Annotated in this window: 14 protein-coding genes; 13 read left to right on the top strand and 1 reads right to left on the bottom strand. The window is 46.7% G+C overall.

Features of this window, described 5'->3' with window-relative positions; all coding sequences use genetic code 11:
• Nucleotides 1–5: 5 nt before the first annotated feature.
• From ADS79_RS17185 to katG, 11 genes are all read left to right on the top strand, one after another.
• Nucleotides 6–950: an ABC transporter permease gene (locus ADS79_RS17185; protein WP_049739637.1), complete on the top strand. Its 945-nt coding sequence runs from the start codon at nt 6–8 to the stop codon at nt 948–950.
• A 5-nt stretch (nt 951–955) separates the two neighbouring features.
• Nucleotides 956–1,774: an ABC transporter permease gene (locus ADS79_RS17180; protein ID WP_049739636.1), complete on the top strand. Its 819-nt coding sequence runs from the start codon at nt 956–958 to the stop codon at nt 1,772–1,774.
• A gap of 12 nt (nt 1,775–1,786) precedes the next feature.
• Entirely contained in the window at nt 1,787–2,770 is a 984-nt protein-coding gene (locus ADS79_RS17175) for an ABC transporter ATP-binding protein (RefSeq protein WP_049739635.1), read from the top strand.
• Nucleotides 2,767–3,747: an ABC transporter ATP-binding protein gene (locus ADS79_RS17170; RefSeq protein WP_049739634.1), complete on the top strand. Its 981-nt coding sequence runs from the start codon at nt 2,767–2,769 to the stop codon at nt 3,745–3,747. The genes ADS79_RS17175 and ADS79_RS17170 overlap by 4 nt, the downstream gene beginning before the upstream one ends.
• A complete protein-coding gene (locus tag ADS79_RS17165; RefSeq protein WP_049739633.1) occupies nt 3,744–4,556 on the top strand; it encodes a metallophosphoesterase in 813 nt (270 codons plus the stop codon). The genes ADS79_RS17170 and ADS79_RS17165 overlap by 4 nt, the downstream gene beginning before the upstream one ends.
• A 375-nt stretch (nt 4,557–4,931) precedes the next feature.
• Nucleotides 4,932–6,122: a HupE/UreJ family protein gene (locus tag ADS79_RS17160; protein WP_049739632.1), complete on the top strand. Its 1,191-nt coding sequence runs from the start codon at nt 4,932–4,934 to the stop codon at nt 6,120–6,122.
• 166 nt (nt 6,123–6,288) lie between these two features.
• Nucleotides 6,289–7,173 (top strand): permease, encoded by an 885-nt coding sequence (locus ADS79_RS17155; RefSeq protein WP_049741033.1) that lies wholly within the window; start codon nt 6,289–6,291, stop codon nt 7,171–7,173.
• 30 nt (nt 7,174–7,203) lie between these two features.
• On the top strand, nt 7,204–8,028 hold the full coding sequence (locus ADS79_RS17150) for a TIGR03943 family putative permease subunit (protein WP_049739631.1): 825 nt from the start codon (nt 7,204–7,206) through the stop codon (nt 8,026–8,028).
• A gap of 24 nt (nt 8,029–8,052) precedes the next feature.
• Complete coding sequence (locus ADS79_RS17145; RefSeq protein ID WP_049739630.1) at nt 8,053–8,511, top strand: cupredoxin domain-containing protein; 459 nt, start codon at nt 8,053–8,055, stop codon at nt 8,509–8,511.
• Between the two features lie 81 nt (nt 8,512–8,592).
• The gene (locus tag ADS79_RS17140) at nt 8,593–15,840 is read left to right on the top strand and encodes a DUF4350 domain-containing protein (RefSeq protein WP_049739629.1); all 7,248 of its coding nucleotides are present in this window, start codon (nt 8,593–8,595) and stop codon (nt 15,838–15,840) included.
• A 554-nt stretch (nt 15,841–16,394) separates the two neighbouring features.
• Nucleotides 16,395–18,578, top strand: coding sequence for a catalase/peroxidase HPI (katG, locus tag ADS79_RS17135; protein ID WP_049739628.1), 2,184 nt, complete (start codon nt 16,395–16,397; stop codon nt 18,576–18,578).
• Nucleotides 18,579–18,663: 85 nt separating this feature from the next.
• Here the strand turns inward: katG and ADS79_RS35710 are convergent, their stop codons facing one another.
• On the bottom strand, nt 18,664–18,822 hold the full coding sequence (locus ADS79_RS35710; protein ID WP_162839540.1) for a hypothetical protein: 159 nt from the start codon (nt 18,820–18,822) through the stop codon (nt 18,664–18,666).
• 267 nt (nt 18,823–19,089) lie between these two features.
• On the opposite strand from ADS79_RS35710, the gene ADS79_RS17130 reads away from it, so the two are divergent.
• Together ADS79_RS17130 and ADS79_RS17125 are read left to right on the top strand one after the other, a co-directional pair.
• On the top strand, nt 19,090–19,335 hold the full coding sequence (locus tag ADS79_RS17130; protein WP_049739627.1) for a YokU family protein: 246 nt from the start codon (nt 19,090–19,092) through the stop codon (nt 19,333–19,335).
• 143 nt (nt 19,336–19,478) lie between these two features.
• A complete protein-coding gene (locus ADS79_RS17125) occupies nt 19,479–20,021 on the top strand; it encodes a cupin domain-containing protein (RefSeq protein ID WP_049739626.1) in 543 nt (180 codons plus the stop codon).
• Nucleotides 20,022–20,143: the final 122 nt, after the last annotated feature.

Genomic DNA, 20,143 nt, shown 5'->3' with positions numbered 1-20,143 from the left:
CTGAAGTGAGATTTTACATGACGAAGCTAGCTACTTTACTGTCCACTGTGTTGCTTGTCTCCATGATGACGTTTCTTGTCTTTCAAATCTTGCCGGGCGACCCAGCCGAGATCGTGCTTGGCGTGGACGCAGATCCTCATCAACTCACGGAATTGCGCAAGACAATGGGATTGGAGCGGCCAGCGGCGGAGCGATATGTTTCGTGGATTGCGGACACGGTGACTGGAGATTTCGGTACGTCACTGCGCTATCAGCGATCGGTGGCAGATATCGTGACAGAGCGCTTGCCTGTTACGTTGTCACTTTCTGTAATGTCCTTGGGGTTGACCTTGATTATCGGTCTTCCCCTCGGCATCTACATCGCACGAAAAGATGGCAAGTTTGCATCGACGCTGTTATCTGCCTTCACGCAACTTGGGTTGGCGGTACCCTCGTTCTGGATGGCATTTATTCTGATTTTGGTGTTCTCCGTCACCTTCAAGCTTTTTCCGACTTACGGCTATGTTCCCTGGAGCCAAGATCCTGTGGGTGCATTCAAATCACTGTTTCTGCCTTCGCTTGCCCTTGCGATTCCGGGTATCGCTGTCATCATCCGGTATTTGCGCAACACGCTACTGGACCAGTTCCGCATGGATTACGTGCGTACGGCCAAAAGTAAAGGGTTGCGGGAAAAGAGCATCATGTACCGTCATATTTTGCGCAACTCTCTGATTCCGGTGCTTACGATTGTTGGCTTATTGATCGCAGACACACTGGGAGGCAGTATTGTCGTAGAAAATGTGTTTGCTTTGCCGGGGCTGGGCAATCTGCTCATCACGTCTATCGGCACACGAGATTTGCCCCTGCTGCAGACACTTGTTCTTTACATTGCGATTATTGTGGTTTTGATAAATTTTGTCGTCGACATCCTGTACAAAGTGATTGATCCGCGAATTCGATTGAAAAGGTGAACAAGATGAGATGGAATCAGCTAGTCCGCAATAAGCTGTTTATCATCGGAGGCTGCTTGGTTGCTTTGCTGCTAGGACTGATGGTGACGAGCCTGTTTTACACTCCGTATGGTCCCAACGACATGAATACAGCAATGCGCCTGGCACCACCGCAAGCCTCCCACTGGTTTGGAACGGATAATTTCGGACGAGACATTTTTAGCAGAATCATGGAGGGAACGCAGACCTCCTTTGTGATTGGCCTCGCATCTGTCGCAATCGGCTTGGTTATAGGCCTTTTGATTGGTTCAATAGCCGGTTATTTTGGAGGATGGCTGGACGAAATCCTGATGCGTGTCATCGATGCGATGCTGGCGTTTCCAGGAATTTTGCTGGCGATCATGCTCGTTTCCGTATTCGGTCCGGGATTTGGTAATACCATCGTCGCACTTGGAATTATGAGTGTTCCGGCTTTTGCCCGAATTGCCCGCAGTGGCTTCATTCAATACAAGGAGTTTGCTTTTGTCAAAGCAGCGATAGCAAGAGGTGCGGGCTCGCTGCGCATCATTTCTCTTCATATTCTTCCCAATATTACTTCACCACTCATTGTTGCCTCGACGATGCGATTTTCCGGGTCCATTTTGGCAGAAGCAGGATTAAGCTATCTGGGTCTTGGCGTACAACCTCCCGATCCTAGCTGGGGCCGAATGCTGAAGGAAGCCCAACCATTTATTATTGGCGCACCGTGGTACGTTTTTATCACAGGGGCGGTCATTACAGCGATGGTTCTCGGATTTAATCTACTCGGAGACGGAATGAGAGACGGTTATGACTTGAAGCGTTAGGAGGGACGAACAATGGCAAACACACTGCTGGCAATCCGTGAGCTGGATGTGACGTTTACAATCGGCAAAAAGCAATATCCGGCGCTACGACAGCTGAGCTTCCAGGTCAAAGAAAAGGAAAGAGTAGGTATCGTTGGAGAATCTGGCTGCGGAAAAAGTCTTACTTCCTTGTCCGTCATGGGTTTATTGCCTGAGTCGGCCACGATTACACGTGGAGAGATCAATGTAGCAGGTAAAGCCTGGTCGCCTGGAATGGGAGAAGAGTGGAATGCAACAAGAGGCAGGCACGTCGCAATGATTTTTCAGGATCCGATGTCAGCACTCAATCCGCTCATGCCAGTTGGGAAACAAATCGCAGAAATGGCACTGACCCATCTTTCTGTCTCGAAGCAGGAAGCAAAAGAGCTGGCTTTGGGAATGATGGCAAAAGTGGGGCTATCCCGTATCAATCAGCTTTACGGTGAATATCCGCATCGTCTCTCGGGCGGAATGATGCAACGAATCATGATCGCGATGGCATTGATTTGCAAGCCCAAGCTGCTGATCGCAGATGAGCCGACGACAGCGCTCGATGTCACGATTCAGGCACAAATTCTGGACCTACTTCGTGAGATGAATCGCTCAACAAATACGGCAATGCTATTCATCTCCCATGATTTGGGCGTCATCCGTGAGGTATGTGAGCGGGTCATTGTGATGTATGCGGGCTATATGGTTGAAGACGCTCCTGTTCAGGAAATTTTGGAGCATCCGAAACATCCGTATACAGCCGCTTTGTTGCAGGCGCTCCCTAGTATAGAGAAGCGAGGCCAACTGCTATATACCATTCCCGGACGGGTGCCGCCGCTAACCGAGCGGGGGGATGGATGTCCATTCGCTGGTCGCTGCCCGAGAGCCTCTACTATATGCCATACGAAAACTCCCGAGCTTGAAACTTGTGGGAATGGTCACCGTGTGCGTTGCCATCTCTATGCGGAAGGGAAGATATTCGCATGAGCAAAGCACTGATTCAGGTTGATGCACTGACGAAGCATTATCCTCTGCCCAAAATGAAGCTGCTAGAGAAGCGGCAATTCGTACAAGCCGTAAACGAAATCTCGTTCGAAATCGCAGAGGGAGAAATATTCGGCCTCGTTGGAGAGAGCGGCTGTGGGAAGTCCACAACTGGTCAAATGCTCGTCCAGCTAGTGAAGGAATCACAGGGTAGTATTTACTACCGTGACCAGCAAATTAACGGAATTTCAACCACTGAAATGAAAGCACTCAGGCGGGATCTGCAAATCGTCTTCCAGGACCCTTCCTCTTCTTTAAATCCGAAGAAGACGATTGGCTGGTTGTTAGAAGAGCCGCTTATCATACACGGTTACACAAACAAAACGACAAGAAAAGAGATTGTGATCGAGACACTGGAGCAAGTCGGTCTTGGTTCGGATTATCTGAAGCGATATCCGCATGAATTAAGCGGCGGGCAGAAGCAACGCGTAGGTATTGCTGCGGCGCTTGTGCTGAAGCCCAGATTTATTGTCATTGACGAAGCCGTTTCGGCTCTGGACGTTTCTGTCCAATCGCAAATATTAAATTTGCTTCTGGAGCTGCGTAGCAAGCTGGGGTTGACCTATTTGTTTATCTCCCACGACCTTAACGTGGTGCAATACATTAGCGATAGAGTAGGGGTCATGTATCTGGGAAGATTGGTTGAGGTATTTGATGTCGACCATTCGGTAAACGGACCGCTGCATCCTTATACCAAGGCTCTTTTCTCAGCGATACCTGACGTGAAGAGCACCCGAGAACGGATGGTTTTAAAAGGTGACGTGCCCAATCCGCTATCTGTGCCTGACGGGTGCCCATTTCATCCAAGATGTCCGCTGGCAATCGATAAATGCAGCAAAGAACGACCAGCCCTTCGGACGATAGCGCCCCATCACGCAGTCAGTTGTCATTTAATCGAGGAGGGGGATTTTCTCTCATGAAAGTAGGAATGATCTCAGACCTGCATGTAGATCTCAACGAGGCTCCTGGTGAACCCCTTGTGGAAGAGGCACTTCTGGAACTAGCAGGCCAAGAAAAACTCGGTGCCTTGATTATTGCTGGAGACATTTCCAATGATGTTCACCGGAGTTTGCAAGTACTTGAAATGCTCCAGGAGCAAGCTGGCATTCCTGTCCTTTTTGTTCCTGGTAATCACGATTATTGGAGCAAAGATAACGGGATCACGGACACGTGGGAAATCTATCGCAAGTTTCAATCGTACGCGGGTTGTGTAAGCGAAAGACCTTATACCCTGGAAAATGGATGGGTCGTCGTTGGCAATTCGGGCTGGTACGATTATACGATGGGAGAGTCGGGTTATTCCTTTGAACAATTTGAGCAAATGCATGCGATGGACAGGACTTGGCAGGATAGCTTTTATGTTCGATGGGGTATGAGTAACGGCGATATTCACCGTTATTTTTACGAGCATATGGAAAAAGACTTGGCGCAATTTCGAGACAGACAAATCATCATGGTGACGCATATGCTGGCTCATCCTTATTTTAAGGTGCCGATGCCGCATCCGCAGTGGGCGTATTTCAACGCCTTTTTAGGAAGTGTAGACTATGCCGAGCTCTACAGGAAATATGGGGTACGTTATGGAGTCATGGGTCATGTTCATTATCGCAAAAGACTGGTGGAGCAGGGGACGGAAATGATCTGCGCCTGCCTCGGCTACCGCAAAGAGTGGCGCAATGAGTCTGTAACCACTGAGCTCCGCGAATGTCTGCAGATCATCCAGCTATAATCCGGATTTTTCCTGCAGCTTGTGTCATCCCTCTGATATGAAGAACACACTGAGTCCATGCTTGCATGGACTCTTTTTCAACCTATAAGAATTTATAATCGCGCCGCTTATGAATGCTGGAACGCATGGAAACTTTCCGTTAAAACGCGGTCGCATCTCCTTTTGGCGAGAGAATTCCCTTACCAGCCCCTTTTTGAATATGTACTGAATTACATATAATGTCAAAAAATTTACTTTAGTCATACAGAAAATTTACCTTAATAAGAACTATTTGAATTAAAATGATCCCTGTCGTCACTCTCACTCCAAAACCTATTCTTCTAAATTTCACTAGCTGCGTTATACCACATCATGAAAAATTTAGGGGGAGTCTTCATGTCCTTGTCTTTCCGCGTTCTTTCTCTTCTATCATTTTTTACATGTCTATCACTCCTTTTTCTTCAACCTGCCCATGCTCATCCATATAGTGCCGGATACACAACCTTGTTAATAGGCAAAGAACAAACCATACTGTCATATGCGATCGACGAATTGTCAGTAATTGAACTAACAGGTGCTGACAAAAACAAAAACGGAATGCTGGAAACAGACGAATTCAATGCTGTCAAAGATCAATTTGCGCAATCTGTGAAGAAGCAACTTGTTATCAAAATCGATGGCGAAGGAAAAGAGTGGACATCGCTGAACAATGTGACGCTGCAGAGAGAAGGAGATGCATCAAAAATCGTTTTGAATGCGGTGTTCCCCCCCATTTTTCCTGGACAAGCTATTTCCTTGGAAGACAGTCTTTACGCGAATGACCCCAAAACGAATTATGTGGATTTGCTGACGATCCAATACGGCAATCAGAAAAGCACGGCTGCCTTATCTGGTAGAAATCGCAGCTGGACAATGCTCTTGACGGAATCCGACTGGGCTGGATTGGATCAAGGGATCAAACAACCACAGCAGCCATCAATTAATTTAGCCGGACAAATGGATGGAGCCTCTTCTGCAAAATCAGAACAAGAAGGGGAGGCTTCAGGCTGGTTTTCTTTCTTTTCTCTCGGAATGAACCATATTTTGAGCGGATATGACCATTTGCTCTTTTTATTTTCCCTACTCCTGGCAAGGCAAACGTTCAAGCAATACGCAATGGTGATTACCTCTTTTACGATTGCTCACAGCTTAACGTTGACACTAACGGTACTTGGTTTGATTTCTATTCCGTCCAGCATCGTCGAACCGGCGATTGCGTTAAGTATTTGTTACGTAGCTATTGAAAATATTTTTAGTAAAAAAGTAAATAACCGCTGGATCGTGACGTTCTTTTTCGGGTTGATCCACGGTATGGGTTTTGCCGATCTGTTGATGGAGATGAATCTTCCGAAAAGTGAGCTGGCAGTCGACATTTTCAGCTTTAACGTCGGTATCGAAGCAGTCCAGCTAGCGATTGTCGCTGTATTGCTGCCAGTCTTAATCCGTCTTGGAAGCTGGAATTATTCCAAAAAGGCGATCAATGTCGGGTCTGCTATCGCGCTCTGTCTCGGTGGAATCTGGTTCGTAGAAAGAATCTTCTTTTCGTAGACATCAAGGCACAACATCATGAACAAAGCGAGGAGGATTTATTCTGCAAAAAGCAATTGCACCCAGTAAGTCGTTGAAAGGCAAGCTTATTCCGTTGATTGTACCGTGCCTAATTCTTCTTCTCTTTCTTTTGGTTTCTGTCTCGACAGACGCTTTCCACGCGCTAATGACGAGTGACCGACTACAGATTTTTAAAACCATATTTATCAGTATGGTACTTGAAGCATTGCCATTTATTTTGATAGGAGTGTTTGTCTCGGCTTTGATGCAAGTATTCGTTTCTGAGCAGTCGATGCGCAAGTGGATTCCGAAAAATCCGGTTTTGGCCATCATTGTAGCGAGTGTGATCGGAATCATCTTTCCAATCTGTGAATGCGGCATGGTGCCAGTAATCCGTAGGCTGATCAAAAAAGGGATGCCCTTGTACGTTGCTGTTGTTTTCATTCTGGCTGGTCCTATATTGAACCCGATTGTGTTTCTTTCGACGTTTAGCGCTTTTCGCAACCGTCCGGACATCGTCTATGCACGTATGGGATTGGCTTTTGTTCTGGCTCTCGTCATCGGTTTGATCATCTATCATTTTGTAAGGAAGGATCAATTAAAAGTAGACTTACCAACAGATGACCACCAGCATTTCCATGAAAACAAGCTGACAGAAATCATGACGCATACCACCAGTGAGTTTTTTGAAATGGGGAAATTCCTGTTGTTCGGTTCGCTTGTCGCCGCTGGACTGCAAACCTTCGTGGCGAGGGATAGCCTGGCAGCGATTGGAGATGGATGGTTATCTTCTCACGTTGTAATGATGATCTTGGCTTACCTCATGTCCCTGTGCTCAACGTCGGATGCCTTTGTTGCCTCTTCGTTTTCATCGACATTTTCAGCGGGAGCGCTCGTTACCTTCCTCGTATTTGGGCCGATGCTCAATCTCAAAGGAACGATTATGCTGGCTGGCGTTTTTAAGACGAGATTTGTTTTGCTGCTGAGTGTGCTCGTACTTGTTTTTTCATTGGCAGGTTCTCTTCTAGTTGAGAGGTTTTTCTTGTCATAGTCGATCTTTTGGAAAGGAGGGCTCTAGCAGATGTCCAGAATCACGTGGACAAGCACGCAGTACTTTCTGCGGGCATGCATTTGGATTTGTCTCGTGCTATACATCCTTTATTTGTACAAATCCGGCAGCATCGTCTACTATATTGCACCTCGTATGCTGATTTTTGTAAAAATCGCTGTAATCGGTTTGTTTATCCTGGCAGTATTTCAGACGGACATCGCAATCCGTTCGCTTAAGCGGCAAGAGATCAGCTGTGGATGTGAGGCGGTGCCTTCCCGTTCAATTGGCAAAAACGTCGCGATATACGGTTTGTTTGTCCTGCCTTTGCTGCTCGGCTTTTTTTTGCCAAACACCGCCATGTCGAGTTCACTGGCAGCAAAAAAAGGAGTGAATGTCGGCGGAAATAATGTCACGTTTCTTGCCAACCAATTCAATCAGGACTTCGCGAAGCTGGGAATAAAGCTATACCAGCAAGATACGATTGAGCTAGGTGATGAACTGTACCTGGAAAAGCTGCAAACCCTCGACTCGTTCGTGGACAACTTTTTGGGGAAGGAAATACGGTTGACTGGTTTTGTGTATCGCGATCCGGAGCTGGGGCAGAATCAACTGATCGTCGGACGATTTGCCATTACCTGCTGTACTGCGGATGCGTCAACTTATGGTGTCATCGTGGAATCATCCGAAGCAAGTCAACTGCCAGAGGATATGTGGGTTACAGTTACGGGGACGATCGAAAGGGCGAAGCACAAAGGGACGGACGTATGGAAGGTAATGGGAACTCATTTTGAAAAGATCAACGCTCCCAGCAATCCCTACGTCTATCCCAACTACGATTTTGGCTCGCAATTATAGATGAGGGGATAGGAGGATTTCTGTATGCGCCACAGTCAAATGGTTATCCGTTTATCGGTTCTAATTTGCGGGAGTGCAGCCATTATGTATATGCTTGCCGGTCCAAATAGTGGGCAGCCGGAGCAGGCGGGAAAAACTCCGGCAATGGCGCAGCTTCAGATTGAAGACCGCAATGACCTACAGACTGCAGAAGTGAAGGTCAACGGGCAGGAGTTCAGTCCAGAGCATATCAAGCTGACAGCAGGGGTTCTTGCCAAAGTCAATTTTCGTCTCGACCCGTGCGAAAACTGCAATAAGCAGCTTGTATCAGAAGAGCTGGACATCAACTCTACCTTGCGTGAAGGCGACAATTTTTTTCTCATGCGAAACCTAAGGCCCGGGGCGTATACCTTCAAGAATGGCACAGGACAACTCGCAGGAACAATCACGGTTGTCGCAAGCTCTGAAACACAAGCTCCGCAGATTGCTGCAGACACGCCCTGAAACGACCGCCTTGAAAGGGGGGATGTCCTAAAAATATAAGCGATGCATGACACAACAAGGACAGGAAGGGAGATTGAATCCATGCATCATCTAGTACGTTTGACCACGGGCTCATGTAAGAAATGGACGAGCCTGGCTATGGCAATCATGATGTTTGTAACAATGCTGATGCCTTTGCCAAAACTGATGACGGTTGCGAAAGCTGCACAGGGAGCAGTAGCTAATGATTTGGTTTTTAGCCAAATCTACGTTGCCGGGGGTAACAGCGGAGCAATTTATAACACCAAGTTTATGGAAATTTACAATCCTACGGATAAAGATATTGTTTTGGATAACACGTATTCGGTACAGTACGCCGCTAAAGCAAGCAATTTCGCAGCAGGCAACAACCTTGTACCGCTTATCGGTACGATCAAGGCACACGGGTATTATTTGCTCACAGGAGGATCGGGCACGAATGGCACAGCCTTACCTCTGGCTGCTGATAAGACCTCAAGCATCAATCCGGCACAAGCATCCGGCAAACTGGCCTTGGTAAAGAAGACAGCAGTGATTTCTGGTAAAGACGATCCGGCTGTCATCGATTTTCTTGGCTATGGAGTCCAAGGCGACTCGTCGAACCAGCCAAACGAATATTGGGGAAGCGTTCTGCAGACAGATGCGAACAGCTTCAAAACAGGGACGATCTTGCGCAAAACAAATGACGGCAGCAATCCCAAGGGTGTAGTCGGTCTTGGTAACGGTTGGTCCTCCAAGGATGGGGGCGCTGATTTCGTCATAAACACTGCGACTGATCTCCAAAATCCAAATGGCACGATCTTCATCAAAAACTCCTCGTCAGCTCCAGAGCCTGAGATCATTACAGCAAGTCCTGTCTCGAGTTTCATCCAATTCACCCAATCAGGTGGAAAGGACTCGATCATCGGTTCAGCAGGCGCTGTTACCGGGGGAGCTGTAGTCAAAGTCTATGTCGTAAAGAGCGGCGAAGCACAAAGAGTTCAGGAGGCAACAGCAGCAGCAGATGGCTCGTTTACGATCCTGTTTGACGATGTGCAGCAAGCAGAATCGTTCTATCTGTCGGCAACAGATGGAGCGAAAAAGGAAAGCAAATTGACCCGAATTGATGTGAGTGACATCGGCAATGCCCTCACACCAATCAGCGAACTCCGGATCAATGACGCGTCCGGCATCCCAGTCAATAACCGCTATTCCACATCTATCGAAGGAATTGTCACCGTCGAAAACAACCTCCTTGGCACAGGAGGCAGCAATTTCTTCATCCAGGATGAAACAGGCGGTATTCAAGTATACGGATCAAAGGCACCTACGGTTTCATTCAAAGCCGGAGATAAGGTAAAGATTTCTGGTCATGTTGATTTTGTGAATGGGATGACACAATTTGTCCCGGATTCTTTTGCGGTGACTAGCACAGATACGGCTGTTCCGCAAGCAAAAAGCATTACAGTAGATCAACTCGCCAGCTATAATACGGCCGAACCGCTGGAAGGACAACTCGTCTCTGTAGTTGGCAAGGTGACAAATATTCCAGCGACAGGCCCAGATTACAGCATAACCGTTCAGGACGCATCCGGGAATGTCATGATTGTCCGCGTTTTGGGAAGCACGGGAATTGATATCGCTCAAACGCTTGAATTCAATCAGCAGTATACATTCAAAGGCATCGTTGGTCAATCGAAGACAAGCTCCCCATACACAAGCGGGTATTTTCTCATGCCGCGTTATACGAAAGATGTGAAGGGAGAACTGTCTTTTACACATGAGAAACTGACGAAAGCTTATAAAGATACGAATGTTACCTTTTCTGCTATCGCAAAGAATGCCGACTCTATTACCGTATATTACAAGGGTAAAGACGACAGCTCTTACAAATCGGCAAGCATGCAGACTGCAGATGACCTGAATTACAACGTAACAATAAACAAAGCAGATATCCCTGCAAACGAATTTTTCTATTATATGGAAGCGATCAGTTCAGGTAAGAAAGAAACAATCGGGTCGGCAGATCATCCTATCGCTGTCAATGTAGTTCAAGATAACGATGGACCTGTATTCTCTGATGAGCTTCCGTTTAACGGCGACATGATCGAATCCACGCATCCCAAGATTTTCGTGAAAATGGATGATCCAAGTGGCGTCGATGAAAAATCCGTAAAAATCAGCATAGATGGCACGGATTATACCTCGAAAGCTAACGCTACGGAAAATAGCATTACACTGAACTTGGCATCAGTTGTTGAACTGAGCGAAGGAAAGCATATCGTTGCGGTTGAAGCGAAGGACAAGCTTGGCAATTTGGGCAAGCATACATGGGGCTTCACGGTTTTGGAAAGGTTCAAGGAAGGTAACCACTACCGCGGCACCACTCACAATCATACGAGAATCTCGCATGACGCCGCTGGTGAACCGGAGGACGCCTTAAAAGAAGCCCAAAAATACGGCTATGATTGGTTTGCATTCTCTGATCACTCTCACGACATCGACGCGAATCTCGTTGGACAAGATACCGTGGAACGCAAAAACGGCTTGAAGGAGCGTTCCGGTGGTGCGGATTGGGAGCTTACGAAATCTTTGGCTAAGCAGTATACAAAAGACGGCAGCTTCGTTGTGTTTCCAGCATTCGAGATGACCTCAACGACATGGGGACACTCCAATGTTTTTGGTACGGATAATTTCATTGACCGGAAAGAAGAAAACGGCATTTACCAAAATCTTCAAAAGTATTATGCCTGGGTGCTCACCTACGACAATATCGTAGCCCAGTTCAACCACCCGGACATGTCAAAGGACGCTTTTGACAACTTCCTTCCTTATGACAGCAAGCTAGACCAGTTGTTCACAATGGTAGAGGTAGGGAACGGCTCTGGAAAATACGGTTACACGAATGCTAAGAAGAAATTTTTTGATGCGTTGGATCTCGGCTGGCACGTGGCTCCAACCTATGGCGAGGACAACCACGACGCTACCTGGGGTCAGACCAAGAAACGCACCGTAATCGTTTCAAAAGCTCTGTCTCAGGAATCGCTGCTTGAGTCCATGCGCAAAATGCGTGTTTATTTCACCGAAGATCCTAACTTCAAGCTTGACGTATGGGCAAGCGGTTATTATATGGGTTCGGTAGTGGATACAAAGGACTTAGAGTTTGACATTTCAGGAAGCGATTCTGTGGAAGAAAGTACTACTGATCCGAAGTACAGCTACTTAAAGACACCATCAGACGATCGTATCGATAAAGTGGAACTGATCACAAGCGGAGCGGTGGTCGTTGACACGTACACGCCTCCAGCAGGTTCCAAATCGTTCAACTGGAAGCCTAGATTTACTGTTACAGGCGGCCAGCAATGGTTCGTCGTGCGCGTGACGCAAAAAGACGGAGATACCGTCTATTCAGCTCCGATCTGGACACCAGCAGAAGCTCTGTCTGTTAAGGTAAGCAACGTTGATGCCGTGGATGGAGCCATTACAGGTGGAGTGCCAGCACCACTGAAAGCAGGTATTAGCAACCTGGGGTCCATCAGCCTGAAAAACCTGAAGGTCAAATTTTATAACGACCACGTAGATGCAGAGCATCTGATCGGTGATACCGTTATTGAGTCGTTGCCTGCAAACTCTTCGACCAGCACAAGCATCGTCTGGACAAATCCGGAAGCGGGCAATCACAAAATTGTGGTAGTACTTGAAGCGACTGATGGCAACGTACTCGAAGCCAATAAATTCGAGCAGCCGATCGCGATCAAAAATCCATTGGGCATCACGATCATGATCGATGCGACTCATGCCAACGAGAACACGACGAAAGACACCGGTACGTACAAAGACAACATGAAGGCATTCACCTCCATGATGCGTAAAGAGGCTTATACCGTCGTCGAGAATACAGCGCCTATCACGCCAGCTGTATTGAAAGATGTGAACATCCTGATGATTTCGCATCCTGCGACAGAGTATTCCGAGAGCGAAATAAATGCGATCAGAGGATTTGTCGATCGGGGTGGTTCCGCTCTCGTACTTGGCAAGAGCAACTACAAAGCAAATCAAAGTCCGAATAGCCTGCTTGCGGGTATCGGTTCTACCATTCACGTCAATGATGACGGTGTATTCGATGAATCAAAATCAGGAAATTTCTGGTCGGATCCACTGAAATCAAATTTCTCTGTGCGTGCACATCCGAAGCCAGTTAAAAACCGTATGACTGACTTTGTATCTGCACTCGATTATTACAGCGGGGCCAGCCTCGCCAAAGCGAATGGAACCAATAAAGAGCAGCTGGAAGACAGTAAGCAAGTAACGATTTTGGTCCGTGGTAATGAAACCACCTTCCAGGACAACGTGAAAAATGGCGGGGCTGAGTACAGTCTGTATAAAGCCGGCGCACAGCCTGGCGACTCTGTGAAAGGAGGGCACTCTATTCCGTTGGTTGCTTCCGAGTTGTTGGGAAGTGGACGTATCGTCGTTTCGGGTATGAATATCTTTAACGACAAGCAAATGGACCAATCGTTTGAGCCGAAAGGAAACGTCCCATTTGTGCAAAATGTAATCAACTGGCTTGCTCATCGCGAATCAACCGTTACAAGCATTGGCGATGCGCGCAAGCTCCCAGAAGGATCAACTGTGGTGGTCGAAGGAACTATAACCTCCGCGGCGGATGTATTCTACGATGCCTTCTATGTGCAGGACGAAACGGGCGGCGTCATGGCATTTAACGAAGTGCCTTCCGGATCGTTGAAACTGGGAGACAAAGTGCGCATCTACGGACAAATCAAGGTGTTTGAAAATAACACAGAGATCGAATTCGGTAACTTTGCTGACAGTATTGTCAAAATCTCGTCTGGAATACCGCTGGAGCCACAGTTCATGACAACTAGCGAAGCGAATGTGGACGAAAATCAAGGGCTGCTGGTAAAAGTCACTGGGAAAGTAACTGCCATCCCAGACGACAACTCCTACGTGATAAACGATGGCTCGGGAGATATCCTGGTCTTTGTTGACGGCTATATCATCAACCAAAGCGGACCGATTCCAAAGCTTGCCGTCGGAGAAACGCTGGAGGCTGTCGGTCTGACCGGAAAGTTTGCCGAAGGAACAAGGATTCGCGTGCGCGATACGAGGGAATTGAAAAAAGGAGCATCCACCGTACAAAAAGGTGTCGAGCTTGATCAGCATGAGATCACGCTTGCCGCAGGCGGAGCGGGTTTCAAGCTGAACGCAACGGTAAGTCCAGAAGATGCACCAGACAAAACTGTGGTATGGGGAACAAGTGACCAGTCCGTAGCTACAGTAGATGCGAATGGGTTCGTCACTCCTGTTGGTGCAGGTGACGCAGTCATTACCGTGAAACTGGCAGATGGGGGAGCTGCAGCTATGTGCGTCGTGTATGTCCTCACAAGCGAAATTAAAGTGAATGGGGTAATGCTCAACTATCCTTCACTGAATATGCAGATAGGCGGATCCGCTGAACTGACTGCAACTGTGACGCCATCCGATGCGACGAATCAAGCAGTTAAGTGGAGCTCGAGCGACGACACAGTTGTGACCGTACAAAACGGAATCGTTACAGCAATCAGTGCCGGACAAGCAACGATTACGGTAACGACAGTCGATGGAGCGAAAACTGCTTATTGCACAGTGAGCGTATCAGATTCTGATCCGGGTGGGCCACCTGCTGATAACGGTGCTGCGATGCTTGAGAAGCAATTGCAGTTGAATAAGGAGACTGCGGCTGCTATTGCCAAAGCGACCGATCGACTAGCGGTTAAAAACCTGGTAAGCAACGTATTGGGCAAACTGGATGAACTCGTTGAATCAGACAAGACGACAGTTCCCCAAAAGCTGGATGCGATGAATGATGCCGTAAATACAGTGTTTGGTGCCTTGATCGATAAGATGAAACAGGGAGTTGTCAGCAAGGACGAAGTGGCTGAAAGCACTTCTCGTCTTATGGCTGGCGCGGTCAAAAACGTAATCAAGGATATTCAGGCAGATCAAACGGCAAACATGGACAAAGCAACAAGTCTTGCTATCAACGTGGTCGATACAATTGGATCCAAGTTGGATAAAAAAGCATTCGGTGGGCTGGTGGAATCTTTTTCACAATACGTATCCACTCTATTGGCAAAAGTAACGACCATTGAAGTCCGAAAAGGTAGCGAGATCGCAAATCTGAATGACCAAATCAAACAAGCATCCAAATTTATCGACAGCATTTTGGACAAGCTGGGCAAAAACGCAGATCAAGTTGATGTTGACAAGACAATCTCTTTGATTGTTACTGACAGTGATCAGAAACTAAGAGATTCGAAGCAGTCTAAAGCTGTCAAAAATGCAGACATCAGTCTCACAAGTGACACAGTGAATCAATTGGTTAAAAACAGTTTTTCCATCGCAGTCAGTCAGTCTGAAGGGGCTGTTATGGTGGTGGGCGGTAAGGTACTGTCTAAAGTAAAAAATGAGCGTTTGGATATTGTCATAGCCCAGAGTGATGTAGCGATTCCAGACAACTTCATTGGTAGTACGGATGCCTACGAATTCACTTTGTATGCAAATGGAAATGAATACAATCAATTCGGCAAAGACACTGTAAGCATTTCCATACCAATCTCCGCGAAATCGAACACCTTGTATGCCTATTCTTATGACGAGAAGAAGAGGGCTTGGAACGTGTTGACAGATTCAAAAGGAGAAGCAATGAAAGCAAAACAAAATGGCTCCACCGTTACTTTTGAAACTCCACAACTCAGCAAGTTCATCGTAGCAGAAGGAGCAACTACAAAACTCACAGTAAAAGAAACAAGTCTTTCATTGCTGCAAAGCCAGAGCAATCAGCTGACCGTGACTGCTATCTACGGTACATCTGATAAGGTCGATGTCACAGACGGCGATAAAGGGACTACCTACAAATCCAGCAATCCGGATCTAGTGTCCGTCTCTGAGAACGGCCTTGTCCAAGTAAGTAAGGATGCCAAGGCTGATTCGGCAGTTATCACCATTACAAATGGTGGCAAATCGGTTACGGTTAAAGTGACGGTGCTCACGGTCAAGAGTATTGCACTCTCACCTGATAAAACGAGTGAAAAGGCGGGGAAAACCGTTCAGTTCAGCGTCACTGCGACATTGTCTGATCACTCCAAACTGGATGTCACCAATGGAGATACAGGTACCGTGTACAAGCTCGAGGATACATCGTACGCAACCATTTCAAAAGACGGATTACTCACAGTGAATAAATCTGCTCCGGCAGGAATAGAGCTGCGAGTAACCGTAGAAACGAACGGCTTTACTAAAGTAGCGTTCGTTAATGTGAAAAAGCCATAAATCGGTTGTCAAAGAAGCTGTCGACATGAATCATGTGTCGGCAGCTTCTTATTACATGATGAAAGGTCAATTGACACTGAGAATAATTAGCATGTTTTTCAAACATACGGTTTATGTACAAAGGAAGGTTGAGGCATATCCTTGTAAAAGGTCAAATAGGATACAAATAGTACAAAGCTTTTTGTCTTCTTGTAGGGCATTTACATTCCTTACTCAAAGGGCATCTCCATCATTAATTATCGTCCGCATAAAAAATCGTTCATCGAGCGCTCTCATAATAATTATGAAAAAGCTATTGTTATTTTTAAAGAAAATAGTTATTATCATTTTAGAATTACTCTAAAAAGTTAGGCTTGGAATTTCTTTCAGCTGCTTTCTCAGGCCATACGGGAGGGAGGAGTAAACAAATCCAAAGGAACATGTGTATGAAGCGAATCTTAAACGTGTGCAGACCAAAGAAACCGAAGATATTTTCTTGTCAGCCGATTTGTAAGATTCTTACTGTTCCAGGCATATTCATTCGATTCTTACTTACACACTGAGGAGGGACACAAATGGACGCTAACAACCATACAAATATGGGAAAGTGCCCGGTACATCACGGTGGAGCTACTAGCCACAAATCTAGTGGTACATCTAATAGGGACTGGTGGCCCAACCAGTTGAACTTGAATATTTTACACCAGCATGATCGAAAATCTGATCCTATGGGAGAAGAGTTTCATTATGCGGAGGAATTTAAAAAGGTAGACTACGCAGCACTCAAACAGGATCTTTATGATCTAATGACAAACAGTCAAGACTGGTGGCCGGCTGACTATGGGCATTATGGCCCATTCTTTATCCGCATGGCTTGGCACTCAGCAGGTACATATCGTACCGGCGACGGCCGCGGTGGTGCTGGATCTGGCTCACAACGGTTTGCTCCCCTTAATAGCTGGCCAGACAACGGCAATCTTGATAAAGCACGTCGTCTGCTTTGGCCGATTAAGCAAAAGTATGGCAACAAGATCTCTTGGGCAGACCTGCTCATTCTAGCCGGGAATGCAGCGATTGAATCAATGGGTGGCAAAACATTTGGCTTTGGTGGAGGACGCCAAGACGTTTGGCATCCAGAAGAAGACATCTACTGGGGTGCTGAAACGGAATGGTTAGGTGATAAGCGCTACACAGGTGATCGAGATCTGGAAAATCCACTTGCTGCGGTTCAGATGGGTCTGATCTATGTAAACCCAGAAGGACCAAACGGTAAGCCGGATCCGCTTGGAAGTGCTCGCGACATACGAGAAACCTTTGCCCGTATGGGGATGAACGATGAAGAAACCGTTGCACTTACCGCAGGCGGACATACTTTTGGTAAAGCGCACGGCGCAGGAGATGCTGCTCTTGTTGGTCCAGAGCCAGAAGGTGCTCCATTGGAAGCACAAGGCTTGGGCTGGCTAAGCACGCATGGTAGTGGCAAAGGTCGGGACACCATCACCAGCGGTATTGAGGGTGCCTGGACGGCGAATCCGACACAGTGGGATAATGGATATTTTGATCTTCTGTTTGGCTATGAATGGGAGCTTACAAAAAGTCCAGCAGGTGCCAATCAGTGGACTGCTGTAAATCCTGCTGAGAAGGATCTTGCACCAGATGCAGAGGATCCAACCATTCGTGTTCCGACCATGATGACCACTGCTGATATGGCCATGCGTATGGACCCCATATACGAAAAAATTTCTCGTCGTTTCCACAAGAATCCAGATGAGTTTGCAGATGCATTTGCACGTGCCTGGTTCAAGCTAACACACCGTGATATGGGGCCTCGTTCAAGATACCTGGGTCCAGAAGTTCCAGCAGAGGTGCTGATCTGGCAAGATCCAATCCCAACTGTTGATTATGAATTAACAGACGCAGAAGTAGCAGAGCTTAAAACCAAGATCCTAGACTCCGGACTTACAGTCGGCGAGCTCGTAACTACTGCTTGGGCTTCAGCTAGTACCTTCCGTGGCTCAGATAAACGCGGGGGCGCTAATGGTGGCCGCATCCGCCTTGCTCCACAAAAAGAGTGGGAAGTAAATCAGCCGGAACAGCTTGCAAAAGTGCTTACTGTATTCGAAGGCATTCAAAATGAATTGGAAAAGAAAGTAAGCATTGCCGATTTGATTGTGCTAGGGGGCAGTGCCGCCGTCGAAAAAGCGGCCCGAGCTGCCGGCTTCGATGTAACGGTTCCTTTTGCTCCCGGACGTGGAGATGCAACACAAGAGCAGACCGATCTGGAGAGCTTTGCAGTGCTAGAGCCTGTCGCTGATGGTTTCCGCAATTATCAGAAGAAGCAGTATCGGGTAAGTGCGGAAGAGCTCCTCGTTGATAAAGCACAGCTCCTAAACCTGACTGCACCGGAAATGACTGTACTGATTGGCGGAATGCGCGTGCTAGGTACAAACTACGGTGGCACCAATCACGGCGTATTCACGGATCGTGTAGGTACTCTCACCAATGACTTCTTTATCAACTTGCTTGATATGGGGGTCGTGTGGAAGCCGGTTGAGGGAGGCGTATATGAAGTATGCGATCGTAAAACAGGAGAAGTCATACGGACGGCAACAAGAGTAGATCTGGTGTTCGGTTCGAACTCTGTTCTACGCGCCCTTGCAGAAGTATATGCACAGGACGATAACAAAGAAAAGTTTGTTTATGACTTTATCGCCGCTTGGGTTAAGGTAATGAATGCTGACCGTTTCGACCTACAGTAACGGCTAATAGCTAATACAACTCATTGATAGGAAGCCATCAACTAGGAATTCAATCATTCCATAGTCGATGGCTTCCTTATTTTTATTAATCGCGCATGGCTCCTGCCTCGCGAGCAGTCATTGCCCCTAGTCCTTCGCTGAGATCCTTTTGAATCTCTTGCTTTACTTTTTGTGCGTCTGTTCCGGCAAACTCCGGATTCAAAATTGAACCCAGATTGTTTTTCGTTTGTTGATCTTTTTGCATACGTATCCACCTCCATTCCTTGTTTAACCACCGTATTATTTCCCAAAAATACACTTTGTTATCACTCCACATAAGAGCAGTTGGCATTGATAGGCCAGTGCCAAATAATATGCACTAGAAATTCAAATGCTGCCAATTTTTCGGCAGTGGGCACCATCGAAAGAGAGGAGATTGCCTATTATTCTTGTTTGCGAAGTTGGCATGAACTTTGCTAAAAGTTAAATGCGATACACATTACATGCTAGATGTCTGGGAGGATATTCAAAAATGATATGCGTATGGTGTAATGAAGACAAAGCGAGAGAAACGACAAAAGAGTGTTATTGGATTCTCCCTGATGGGGCAAGCACGGTAAAAATACTCCAAGTGCCGGCTATGGAATGTCTTGACTGTGGGATATATCTCGAAGATGACTTGAATGAAAAGGTCGAAGATAAAATATACACGAGTGATCTCTCAGGCTATTCAGATGTATTCACCTATGAAGAGCTTATGAATGCACCTACGATTTGACCGTTACCGCTGAAATTGATCCGATTGTTGTTCTTGGCAGTTGTCCATTTATATTGAATTGCCCATTATTGCGTACTTTACTTCCCCTTAAGTAGGCGTCTACATAAGATACACTGTACAACAATACAGAGGGGAGTACAGACATGTATCGACATACAAACCATTATTACCATTGGGATCATCCAATGTATGGACAATGGCTACGCTACAATTGGGATAATTATTGGAATCCTTATCATATAAACTGGAATAGCAGCTGGGGCGAGAGTACCCACATTCCTCTACAGGATTATGGCCCCAAACCTTTGGTGATAGATATCGACCAAGCTGCTAAGCAGAACAACAACTATAGAACTGCATTATGGACAGGTAAATACTTCCAAGTCACCCTCATGAGCATCAATGTTGGAGATGACATTGGATTGGAAGTTCATCCAGAAACGGATCAATTTATACGAATTGAAGAAGGTCAGGGACTTGTTCAAATGGGACCTCGCAAGGATTTTTTAGATGTACAGGAAATGGCATATGCTGGCTACGCAGTTATGGTGCCCGCAGGAACTTGGCATAATGTAATCAACACGGGCAACACACCGCTCAAGGTATACGTTATCTATGCCCCTCCACACCATCCTTTTGGAACTGTGCACGTAACAAAAGCTGATGCTATGTCGGAACACACGTAACCAGACTGAAGGATAAAATAAATGAATGCGTACCAAAAAACCACTTTGGCAGGAAGTGGTTTTTTGCATTGCGCGTAGAATCTACACAATATCCCCCAGCAGTTTTGGATCTATATGGGTTT

The sequence above is a fragment of the Brevibacillus reuszeri genome (assembly GCF_001187725.1).
GTDB classification, from domain to species: domain Bacteria; phylum Bacillota; class Bacilli; order Brevibacillales; family Brevibacillaceae; genus Brevibacillus; species Brevibacillus reuszeri.
The sequence above is the reverse complement of the archived record's forward strand: the minus strand, read 5'-3'. Positions and strand labels throughout refer to the sequence as shown.

Excerpts from the sequence above, each read along its gene's own strand:
- ADS79_RS17160 (WP_049739632.1), top strand. The coding sequence starts at position 4,932 with ATGTCCTTGTCTTTCCGCGTTCTTTCTCTTCTATCATTTTTTACATGT.
- ADS79_RS35710 (WP_162839540.1), bottom strand. The coding sequence starts at position 18,822 with ATGCAAAAAGATCAACAAACGAAAAACAATCTGGGTTCAATTTTGAAT.
- ADS79_RS17140 (WP_049739629.1), top strand. The coding sequence starts at position 8,593 with ATGCATCATCTAGTACGTTTGACCACGGGCTCATGTAAGAAATGGACG.
- ADS79_RS17130 (WP_049739627.1), top strand. The coding sequence starts at position 19,090 with ATGATATGCGTATGGTGTAATGAAGACAAAGCGAGAGAAACGACAAAA.
- ADS79_RS17165 (WP_049739633.1), top strand. The coding sequence starts at position 3,744 with ATGAAAGTAGGAATGATCTCAGACCTGCATGTAGATCTCAACGAGGCT.
- ADS79_RS17150 (WP_049739631.1), top strand. The coding sequence starts at position 7,204 with ATGTCCAGAATCACGTGGACAAGCACGCAGTACTTTCTGCGGGCATGC.
- katG (WP_049739628.1), top strand. The coding sequence starts at position 16,395 with ATGGACGCTAACAACCATACAAATATGGGAAAGTGCCCGGTACATCAC.
- ADS79_RS17145 (WP_049739630.1), top strand. The coding sequence starts at position 8,053 with ATGCGCCACAGTCAAATGGTTATCCGTTTATCGGTTCTAATTTGCGGG.
- ADS79_RS17180 (WP_049739636.1), top strand. The coding sequence starts at position 956 with ATGAGATGGAATCAGCTAGTCCGCAATAAGCTGTTTATCATCGGAGGC.
- ADS79_RS17175 (WP_049739635.1), top strand. The coding sequence starts at position 1,787 with ATGGCAAACACACTGCTGGCAATCCGTGAGCTGGATGTGACGTTTACA.
- ADS79_RS17155 (WP_049741033.1), top strand. The coding sequence starts at position 6,289 with ATGACGAGTGACCGACTACAGATTTTTAAAACCATATTTATCAGTATG.
- ADS79_RS17125 (WP_049739626.1), top strand. The coding sequence starts at position 19,479 with ATGTATCGACATACAAACCATTATTACCATTGGGATCATCCAATGTAT.
- ADS79_RS17170 (WP_049739634.1), top strand. The coding sequence starts at position 2,767 with ATGAGCAAAGCACTGATTCAGGTTGATGCACTGACGAAGCATTATCCT.